The organism is Salipiger sp. 1_MG-2023, from assembly GCF_030547555.1.
Classification (GTDB): domain Bacteria; phylum Pseudomonadota; class Alphaproteobacteria; order Rhodobacterales; family Rhodobacteraceae; genus Salipiger.
This window is the reverse complement of record NZ_JAUOQN010000030.1, coordinates 49,108-58,783: the sequence shown is the minus strand read 5'-3', so window position 1 is coordinate 58,783 and position 9,676 is coordinate 49,108. Positions and strand designations below refer to the sequence as shown.

At 65.6% G+C, this 9,676-nt stretch carries 8 protein-coding genes and 2 pseudogenes; 4 read left to right on the top strand and 6 right to left on the bottom strand.

From position 1 onward, the window contains the following. Window positions 1-39: 39 nt before the first annotated feature. Window positions 40-1,096: pseudogene (locus tag Q4543_RS14770) on the bottom strand (IS5 family transposase). 70 nt (window positions 1,097-1,166) lie between these two features. Here Q4543_RS14770 and repC (Q4543_RS14765) point away from each other — a divergent pair. The 4 genes and pseudogenes from repC (Q4543_RS14765) to Q4543_RS14750 all read left to right on the top strand — a co-directional run bounded on the left by repC (Q4543_RS14765) (window position 1,167) and on the right by Q4543_RS14750 (window position 4,401). Further along, window positions 1,167-1,496 carry a replication initiation protein RepC gene (gene repC / locus Q4543_RS14765; protein ID WP_303439311.1) on the top strand — a complete coding sequence of 110 codons (330 nt, stop codon included), beginning with the start codon at window positions 1,167-1,169 and terminating at the stop codon, window positions 1,494-1,496. Window positions 1,497-1,604: 108 nt separating this feature from the next. Continuing rightward, a pseudogene (locus Q4543_RS14760) lies at window positions 1,605-2,967 on the top strand (IS3 family transposase). Then, on the top strand, window positions 2,964-3,179 hold the full coding sequence (gene repC, locus Q4543_RS14755) for a replication initiation protein RepC (protein WP_303439309.1): 216 nt from the start codon (window positions 2,964-2,966) through the stop codon (window positions 3,177-3,179). Before Q4543_RS14760 ends, repC (Q4543_RS14755) begins: the two are co-directional and overlap by 4 nt. A 70-nt stretch (window positions 3,180-3,249) precedes the next feature. Further along, window positions 3,250-4,401, top strand: coding sequence for an MFS transporter (locus Q4543_RS14750; protein WP_303439307.1), 1,152 nt, complete (start codon window positions 3,250-3,252; stop codon window positions 4,399-4,401). A gap of 23 nt (window positions 4,402-4,424) precedes the next feature. On the opposite strand, the gene Q4543_RS14745 is transcribed toward Q4543_RS14750, so the two are convergent. The 5 genes from Q4543_RS14745 to Q4543_RS14725 form a co-directional block, all read right to left on the bottom strand. Next, window positions 4,425-5,231 carry a DUF6635 family protein gene (locus Q4543_RS14745; RefSeq protein ID WP_303439306.1) on the bottom strand — a complete coding sequence of 269 codons (807 nt, stop codon included), beginning with the start codon at window positions 5,229-5,231 and terminating at the stop codon, window positions 4,425-4,427. A 71-nt stretch (window positions 5,232-5,302) separates the two neighbouring features. Then, window positions 5,303-6,202, bottom strand: a complete 900-nt coding sequence (locus tag Q4543_RS14740) for a dihydrodipicolinate synthase family protein (protein ID WP_303439304.1) — start codon at window positions 6,200-6,202, stop codon at window positions 5,303-5,305. 69 nt (window positions 6,203-6,271) lie between these two features. Further along, complete coding sequence (locus tag Q4543_RS14735; protein ID WP_303439302.1) at window positions 6,272-7,660, bottom strand: glutamine synthetase family protein; 1,389 nt, start codon at window positions 7,658-7,660, stop codon at window positions 6,272-6,274. A gap of 143 nt (window positions 7,661-7,803) precedes the next feature. Continuing rightward, the gene (locus Q4543_RS14730) at window positions 7,804-8,376 is read right to left on the bottom strand and encodes a DUF1190 domain-containing protein (protein WP_303439300.1); all 573 of its coding nucleotides are present in this window, start codon (window positions 8,374-8,376) and stop codon (window positions 7,804-7,806) included. A gap of 11 nt (window positions 8,377-8,387) precedes the next feature. After that, window positions 8,388-9,578, bottom strand: coding sequence for a glutathionylspermidine synthase family protein (locus Q4543_RS14725; protein ID WP_303439298.1), 1,191 nt, complete (start codon window positions 9,576-9,578; stop codon window positions 8,388-8,390). Window positions 9,579-9,676 lie beyond the last annotated feature (98 nt).

The window sequence follows — 9,676 nt, the reverse complement described above, 5'->3', positions numbered from 1 at the left end:
CGCCGCCGTAAAACCCAGTAGCTGCCATTCGCGGGAACTTTAGTCTTGTTTTCCAAGACAGATGCTTTCCCCGGACGCACTTATCCCATGGACTCGGTGGCATGGGATGCCGAGCGCGGTGTAGCCGTTCAGAACGGCGGCACGGGCCTGGAGTTCTGCGACCTGACGATCGAAATCGCGTGCCATCAGGCTCTGCCCCAGCAGTTTCACGCAATGCATTCGCTGACTGGCAGGGTATCGCGCAGCGATGTCCCGAGAGGTTTCGTCTCAACGCGGCTTCGGCGGTGGTAACCGCTCCATTTTCGCCAGATGGCGCGACCGAGGTATTTCGAGGCGCGCAATGCTTCGTTGCGCGCGATCGCACCGGCGCTCGATGGCTTCCAAGGCCTGGCGTTCTTGCGTGGCGGTATGACGGCATGAGCGCCTCGGTCGGCGACTGCGTCATGACACCGGCGTGTGTCATAGGCCCCGTCTGCAGTGACCGAGCCTATCTCTAGATCCGCGGGGTTCTGGCTGAGCAGTTCAGGCAGCATGGGGGCGTCGCCGATGTTGCTCCCGGTGATCTCAATGGCTCGGATCTCCAGCGTCTGTTCGTCGATGCCAATGTGGATCTTGCGCCATAGACGACGTTTTGCGCCACCATGCTTGCGGGCGTGCCATTCGCCTTCGCCCTCCGCCTTGATGCCGGTGCTGTCCGCTGCCCGGCAGGGCATTTCGAAGAAATGTCCCGAGAGGGGATCAGCAAGTTCAGCGGCCCTTGCTAGCCCCGGTAGGGAATGGTCACGGCCAATGTCTTCTGGCGCCGGCTTAGCGTGCTGAAATCCGGCACCGTCCAGTCAAGCCCGAGCAGCCGCAGCAGACTCTCGACGAAGCCCGTGGTCTACCTGAGGGCCATGCCGAAGAGAACTTTCATCGTCAGGCAGGTCTGGATCGCGACATCACTATACTGCGGCTGCCTGCCTCGCTTACCGGTCGGCGGAGGCACCCAAGCCATGTCCGGATCGAACCAGATGGTCAGGGAGCCACGCTGCTTCAGCGCTTCGTTGTAGGATGGCCAGTTCCTGGTCTTGCAGCTTGGCGGGATCGGTCTGCTCATGCGGCACAGCTACCACGCTGGATTCACGAGATGAATCCCCCACTCGGCCTTTGCGCAACAAAGCCCCGATATGACCTCCGTGGGGTCCGGTTTCGGCCCTCACATACAACCTACCAATCAACATAATCTTGTAAGAGAACCGGCTGTTGAAAATCAGCAAGCCGCAACGGCAGAGACGCCAAGGCCAGACAGCCCCGATCCCCAAACCGTTCTGGAATGCTGCAAGGACTTTACCGCATGGGCGCACACCGTTGGCGGCCCGCTTCACAGCTGGCCAGATCTGCACCGCGTTGCCGGCCAGCTGCACCCGATGATCGGCATCACCGCCGAGGCATGGAACAGCGCACAGGACCGGCTGGGCACGACCTGCCCCCCCGCGAAATCCCTCACCGTGATGTAGAGTCTGCGCCAACTCTGAAGGAGCAGACACATGCGAAAGAGCCGTTTCACCGGTTAAGGGGACCGTGGCCCCAGTGGGGCCGCGTAAGCCCCGTACCAGATCATCGGGATGATCAAGGAACAGGAGGCCGGGATGCCGACCGCTGAGGTGTGCCGCAGGCACGGCCTGAGCACTGCCACTTTCTACAAGCTCAAGGCCAGGTATGGCGGTATGGAAGTGTCCGAGGCGGCCAGGCTGAGGGCGCTGGAAGATGAGAACGCCAAGCTGAAGCGCCTGCTGGCAGACACCATGCTGGACAACGTCGTCCTAAAGGACCTGGTGGGAATGGAGGCCGCCAGCCCGCCATCGGTTCGAGGGCAAGGCCGACCCTGACGACATTGATCAAGCGGCGAGACGCGGCGCTCCGGGTGATGCGGGATCATGACATCTCGCAGCGCCGGGCCTGTCGGCTGGTCCGCTGCCCGGCAGTGGTTTGCCTGCAAACCATGATAGGGGGTGTCGACCCCAAGACAGTCCGGCGTGAACGCCCGTCCCGCTGCCCGGCAACACATGCGAAGCATGTGTGAGAGGGGGACTGTGCCGATATCCGCAAGGAGATGCAGGAGATTGCCGCCAAGCGGTCGTCCATTGAAGGCGCCATTGGTTCGAGCCCAATGGACGACGGTTCGGCTATCCCACTGCCCGGCAGGGTATTGCGCAGCAATGTCCCGAGAGAGGCCGGATCGGCGTGCTGCTGGAGCGCAAGGGCATGAGCATGCATCACATCGGAGCCGGATCAGGAAACGATCCGGGGGATCGTTTTCCCGGCGGAGCGCTCTACAGGATCTATCGCGAAGAAGGGCTGTCCGTGAAGCGGCGGCGTGGCCGGAAACGCGCACGTGGGACGAGGACGCCGATGCCGGTCGCGGGACAACCCAATGCGCGCTGGTCCTTGGACTTCGTGTCCGACAGCTTCGGCGCCTCGCGGAAGTTCCGGATCTTGGCGGTAATCGACGACTGTACCCGGGAATGCCTAAGTCTTGTCGCGGACACGAGCCTCTCCGGCACACGGGTTGCCCGGGAGCTCTGCGCCTTTATCCGGGTCTACGGCAAGCCCGGCTGCATTGTCAGCGACAACGGGACCGAGTTCACCAGTCGTGCCATCCTGAAATGGGCCGACGAGAACGAGGTGCCGTGGCACTACATTGATCCGGGTAAGCCGCAGCAAAACGCTTTCATCGAAAGCTTCAACGGCAGCCTGCGGGACGAGTTGCTGAACGAGGAGATATTCGACAGCCTGGACGACGCTCGCCGTAAGCTGGCCCTCTGGCGCTACGACTACAATACGGTCAGGCCACACTCGTCACTGGCCAACCAGACGCCGCAGCAAGCGCGCCGAGCGCTTGAGCAATTTGAGAGCTCCGCGCCCGGCGCGCTTGCGCCAGACGGGGAACCAGAATACCCCAATCCAACCTGCAGACTCTCATTATGAACGAGGGACCAGCAGGGGGCAGGTCAGGCACCGCAACCGCTGCCCTGGCGTTGATCTTCGAAAAGTTCTGTCGAGGAGAGGTTTCCTCGCCAACCGGATATCTGCGCGGCATGATCCGCAAGGCCGGCATCGGAGAATTGCATCTGACCCGCAGTCTTCGCGGCAGACGCAAGGCGATGCGCCTCGCGGAATTTTCTGCGCCATGTGCCTGAACGCGGCCCGCCTGTTGCCTTTCAATCCGATTGCACGCTGCCCTAGCCGGGCAGACATCCGGGGCCGATCATGGTGCAACTGAACACCCCTTGGCGCGCCGTTGCCGCCGCCTTTGCGCTCAACGGCGTGTTGCTGGGCAGCTGGGCCGGGCGCATCCCGGCCTTTGTCGACCGGCTCGGTCTGGACGAGCGCGGCCTTGGCATCCTGCTGCTGTTCATGGGCGGCGGCGCGCTGCTGTCGTTCCCGCTGGCCGGTCGGCTGTCGGATCATTTCGGAGCCGCGCTGGTGACGCGCTGGCTCGCAGTGGTCTATCTGCTGAGCATCCTGCTGGTCGGGCTGTCGTGGTCGCCGCTGGCGCTGACCGTCGCGCTGTTTGTCTTTGGCATGTGCCACGGGGCGATGGATGTCACGATGAACAGCTGGGGAAGCGAGGTCGAACGTCACCTCGGGCGCAGCGTCATGTCATCGTTTCACGCCATGTGGAGCCTTGGCGCGGGTCTTGGGGTCGCTGGCGGCTATGTCGCGACCACCGCCGGGCTGGGCGTGGCGCTGCATTTCTGCCTTGCGGCACTGATCACCGGGGGCGTGCTTGGGCCATTCCTGCGTTTGCCTTGGGTGTCGCCGATCCGGCGGGCACAGGGCGGAGGGCAGATGTTTTCCCTGCCGCGCGGAGCCCTTGTGCTGGTGGGGCTGATCGCCATGGCCGCCGGGTTGGGGGAGGGCGCCGCGGTCGACTGGAGCGCGGTGTTCCTGCGAGATGTGCTTGGCGCAGCCGACAGCCGCGCGACGCTGGGCTATGCCGCGTTTTCGATGACGATGGTGGCGATGCGTCTGACCATCGACAGGGTGATCCTGCGCATCGGGCCGGTTCGGGTTGCGCGCATCGGCGGTGCTCTGGCGGCAGCGGGCTATGGTCTGTGCGCATTGACCACGCAGCTATCGCTTGCAGTGCTTGGCTTTGTGCTGATCGGCATGGGGCTGGCGGCGATGACGCCGATGGCGTTCAGCCGGGCGGCCAACGATCCGCAGATCCCGCCGGGGCAGGCCATCGCGTCGGTGGCGACGCTGGGCTATGGCGCCATGCTTCTCGGCCCGCCGGCCATTGGCTTTATCGCGCAGCTGACCTCGTTGCGGGTGTCTTTCGCGCTTGTCGGCTGCTGTGCGCTGCTGGCGGCGGCGCTGGCCGGGGCGCTGCGTCCCGGTGCCGACGGAATGCGCTAAGCTAGGCCCAGCTCGGGCGGTGGTCACGATCTTAGCAGTCTCACGAGACTGATGCCGGCGTCGGTCAGGTCTGCCAGCCTTGCCAGAATATGCTCTGGGGCGATGCCCGCGGCGTTACCGTCGATTCTCGCAAGCGCCTCGAGCAAACGCGCCAGCCGTCGGCGGTGAATGCCGACGAGCGCCTGCACCGGATCGGCGATGATTCCGGCGAAGGTGGTCACCAGTGCGCCGGTCATCGCCAACGCAACCCCGGTGGCGATCACGAACCACACCGGAAGCGCGACCGGGAACACGCCGTACCACAGGCCCCCCAACCCCGCCCCAAGCGGGAAGGCTGCAACCGCGCTGGCGTGGCCGAAATAATCCGACACCCTTGGGGCCAGCGACATGATGCCCGGCGTGGCGCTGCCGAACAGCGCCAGCCCGGCGCAAAGCACGAAGAGCGAGGTGGTGATCTCGGCAATGGCAGAGCGCACGGCGCAATAGGCGTCGAGCCGCGCCAGCCCCTGCGGGCTGAGCGGCGCGCCTTGCAGCAGATCACCCAGCAGCCGCAGTTCAAGCTCGCGCGCGACGGCGGTCTTCATCAACAGTTGCCGACTGGCCAGCCAGCGCCCCAGCCGGTGCAGCCCCACCATGCGCGCGCAAAGCCCCATCAGCATGACCAGCAGGTGTAGTGGCGCCAGCATCACGTTCAGCGGGGCGCGCAGCAGATCCCAGCCAAGCGCCGCGCGGTGCAGGCGCAGGGTTCCGGCAAGGCGGAAGTTGGCACGCACGAAGGCGTCGATGCGCGCGGTCACGGTTTGTGCGTCATGTTCTTGCGACGGCTGCATCTTGCTCTCCAAACCGGTCTGGCGCGGGCAGTATTGCCCGGATCGTGACCGGACAAAACAAACTTGCGCATTCAGCCGCAGATATCCGGGGGAAGGCTGCGTAGCATCTGTGCGATGTCGCGCCGCCCCTCGGCACCAAGGGGCAGGATCGGGCGCGGCGGCTCGGCGGTGGTCAGGCCCATCTGGCGGGCGATCTCGTAGACCGCGCGCAGGCTGCTGTGGCTGCGAAAGACCTCCCAGACCGGGGCGAGCGCCGCATCGAGCCGTCGGGCTTGAACGGCATCGCCTGCCTGCGCCGCGCGGCTCAGCGCGACGCAGATGCGCGGAAAGATCCCGCCCAGCACGCTATACCACGTATCCGCCCCGGCGATCATCGCTTCGGGGCAGCACCAGTCACCGCTGTAGCCGATGCTAAAACCGGGCGAGGTGGCGCTGCGCTGGCTGGCAAGGTGGTGCGCCATCTGGCCATCGGGCGGCGGGGGGTTCTTGATCCCGACGATGCCCGGCACCCGCGACAGACGGGCGACGAGATCCGGGGAAAAGCTGAAATGCGTGGTGCCGGGGTTGTCGTAAATGCAGATTGGCAGCCCGCTGGCCTTGGCCACGGCAGAGAAATGCTCATACACCTCGTCTTGGCTCAGCGGCGCGTAGGACACCGCCGACAGCAGCCCGGCCGCCGCGCCCATGGCCCTTGCGTCCTGGGCAAGGTCGATCGCCTCATCGGTGCGCAGCGCGCCGATACCAACCACCAGCGGGATCGCGCCGCAGCGATCCTGCGCCGCCTCGACGGCGCGGCGGCGTTCATCGCGGCTGAGGTACATGTAGATGCCGGTGCTTCCCAGCACCCCGATCGAACCGACCTGAGCGGCGACAAGCCGATCGATGATCCGGCCAAGCGCGGCCAGATCGACGCGGCCATCCGCATCGGCGGGGGTGATCGGAAAGGCGGACAGCCCTGACGGCATGGACATGCGAAGCATCCTGTCTGAAATGGCGTCTGCCCGGTCAGCAAGACGCTCGAAGTGCCGAAAAAGCCCGGATCACACCCGGTGCAGATACAGCTCGAAATCCACATCCGGAATGGTGCGGGCGACGCGGGCGTATTCGGCGGCCTTCACGGCGGTGAATGTCCGGTGCATCTCGGTGCCAAGTGCGTCTTTCAGGAACGCCGATGCGCTGGCGGCGGCGATGGCGGCGTTCCAGTCGCGCGGGATCTGCGCCCCCGCCTCAGAGGCATAGGCGTTGCCGGTGGTTTCGGGGCCGGGGTCGATGCGCTCGGTGATGCCCTTGCGCATTGCGGCCAGCACCGTCGCTGCGACCAGATAGGGGTTCGCGTCGACCCCTGCGGGGCGATGTTCCAGCCGCCGCGCCCGCCGTTCTCCGACCGGAACCCGCACCGCGACCGAGCGGTTGTTGACCCCCCAGACCGGCGAGACCGGCGCGTAGCTTTGATCGGCAAAGCGCCGCCAGCTGTTGGCGTGCGGTGCAAAGACCAGCATCGACTCGGCCATGGTGGCCAGCGTGCCGCCGATGGCATGGCGCAGCGTGTCGGCAAAGGGCGCGCCCTCGGCTTCGGCCATGGCGTTGCTTCCGGTGCCATCGCGCAGGCTGACATGCAGGTGCATCCCCGACCCGGCGAAATCGGCAAGCGGTTTCGCCATGAAACAGGCGACCACGCCGCGGCGGCGCGCTTGCGCCCGCACGATCCGCTTGAGCCGTACCAGATCGTCGGCGGCTTGCAGGATATCGTCACGGTGACGAAGTGTCAGCTCGTACTGGCCGGGCGCGTATTCAGAGATCACCGTTTCGGCGGTGATCCCGGCCAGCGCCGCCCCGGCGTAGATGTCATCAAGCAGCGGCTGCATGCCGATCAACTGGTCGACGGAATAGACCTCGGTGCGGGTCGAGCGGCGCCCGTCGAGCACATCGCGGGCCGGCTGCACGCGGCCCTGCGCATCGCGTTCAGGATCGAGCAGGAAGAATTCCAGCTCGAAGGCGGCGGTCGGGTGCAGATCGAGTTGCGCCATTGCCGCCACCTGCCGGGTCAGCGCGTGGCGCGGATCGGACAGCATCGGCGTGCCATCGAGGTGGTATTGCGACAGCAGCAGCTCGGCGCGGGCGGGGTCGGTGCCATGCTGGCGCACCAGCGATCCGGGCACCGGCCATGCCCGCAGATCGCCATCGCCCGCATCCCAGATCAGGCCGGTTTCATGCACGTCCTCGCCCACCACATCCAGCCCGAGGATCGAGATCGGCAGGTGTCGCCCGCTGCGGTACAGCGATTCCAGCTCGTGGCGCCGGATGATCTTGCCGCGCCCGATGCCGTTGGAATCGTGCAGCAGGATGTCGATGGCCTGAACGTCGGGATGGGTCGCCAGAAACGCCTCGGCTTCGGACAGCGCGGCGCCAGAGGGGCAGGGGTCGGTCATGGGGGCTTTCAGTCTTGCAAGAAGGTCGAAGATGGTGCCGGGCAGTCGGTCGATCCTTGCCCGGTGCAGGGCCGGGGCAGGGGGCGGGCAGGATCGGCCCTGCGAGTCTACGCGCGCCGGAGCGGGCCGTTCACAGGCTGGCGTCAGGTGCCGAAGCCGCGTTGCCCGCCGGTCGAGCCAAAGCCGCCGCGCGTGGTGGCGGTGGCGCGGGTCATCGGCGGTTTGCCAATCGTCGTGGGGGCCTTGGCAAACGCCTGCGCGCCGATCTTGGCCTTGCCGGTGTTGTTGGCATAGCTGGTCCCGCCGCCCGGCGTGGTGAAGCGCCCATCGCTGTTGCGATACATCGGCTGCGCCCCGACGCCGCGCCCGCCCAGCATGTTGCCCAGCAACATGCCGGCGATCAGCGGCATGAAGATGCTGCCCGATCCACCGCTCGTCGCCTGCGCCTCGGAGCCGCAGTTGCCCTCGCCGTATTGTTCCTCGCAGACCTCAAGGCTGTCGTAGCGCGGCGCGGTCTCGGCGTGCAGCTGTTGCGCCTCATCAAAGGCATCGGTGCAATCCTGCGCGGAGAACAGGCTGTCAGGGCCCACCGCCGCCTGACAGCTGTTCACGTCAGGAAAGGCGCGCGCGTCGACCTGTTCCTCGCGGCAGCCCGCAAGGGCGAACGAGGCGGCGCCGACGATGGCAAGGGCTGCGGTGCGAGAGCGTTTGGTCATCGGGGAAATCCTCAGTCGCGGATGAAATGCGGTTTGAAACGGGACAGGTCCTGCGTGATGCGGCTTTGATCCTCGCGGATGCCGATGGCGCAGCAGGTCTCGCCGACGACCCATGCGCCGATCACCGGACGGAACCCGCCGAACACCGGCAGCGGCTGATAGGCCTGCGCGATGCGCGGATGGGCGTCGTAATCGCTGGATTTGGCGGTCTCGGTGGTTTTGCCGTTCTCGACGATGGTCACCGATGCGCCCTCGCGCGAAAACAGCGGCTTGAGAACATGGCGCTGCATCGGCACCAGGGCCCGGTCGATCAGCGCGGACCCGGCGGCCAGATCCGCTTCGAAGAAGGCGGGCAGCAGGTTGGGGTGGCCCTCGAACATCTCCCAGAGCACCGGCAGGATGCCCTTGTTGGACAGGATCGCCTTCCACGGCGGCTCGATCATGCGGCATTGCGATGTGGCGAGGTGCTCTGCGTAATCGTCGCGCAGCAGGTCTTCCCACGGGTAGAGCTTGAACAGCGTGCCGATCACCCGGTCCTCGTCGTCGAGAAACTGGCCCTCGTCGCTGATGGCGATCTTTTGCAGATCGGTGTAATGCGCGCCCATCCCCGCCTCGCGGGCGGCCCAGGCCAGCGCCTCGACGGTGGCATAGTCTTCGGGCGCGCCTGCGGCGGCGGTAAAGTGAAGGTTTTCGCCTTGCGGGAAGATCTCGGCAAAGCGGGCAACCAGCGCTTCGTGCACGCCGTTGAACTGGTCGTCATCGGCGCGCAGCACGCCAAGCGCCTGATTGTCTTCGAACCATTGCCACTGAAACGCGGCCGTCTCGTAAAGCGATGTCGGGGTATCGGCGTTGTATTCCAGCAGCTTGGCCGGTCCGTCGCCGCCATAGGCCAGATCGAACCGCCCATAAAGCTCGGGTTCGCCGTCCTGCCAGCTTTGCGCGATGTAATCGCGGTGCTCTGCGGGAATGTTCAGCCGGTCGAGCAGTTCTTCGGATTGCAGAACCCGCGCCACCGCCTCGCGGCACATGCCGTGCAACTCGGTGCAGGGGTCTTCGATCTGCTCTTCGATCTCGGCAAGGCCGAAGGCATAGGCCGAGCTTTCCTCCCAATAGGGCTCGCCGTGCATGTCGGCAAAGGTAAAGCCCAGCTCTTCGGCCTTGTCGCGCCAATCGGGCCGTTCCGGCAAGTCTAGTTTCTGCACCTGTGGTCGGCCTTTCCGTTCGGTCGCGTCAAGGGACAGATGGGGCAGATGGGGGGGAATGTGAATGCCCCGGCGCAAGAAAACCCTGCGCCGAGAGG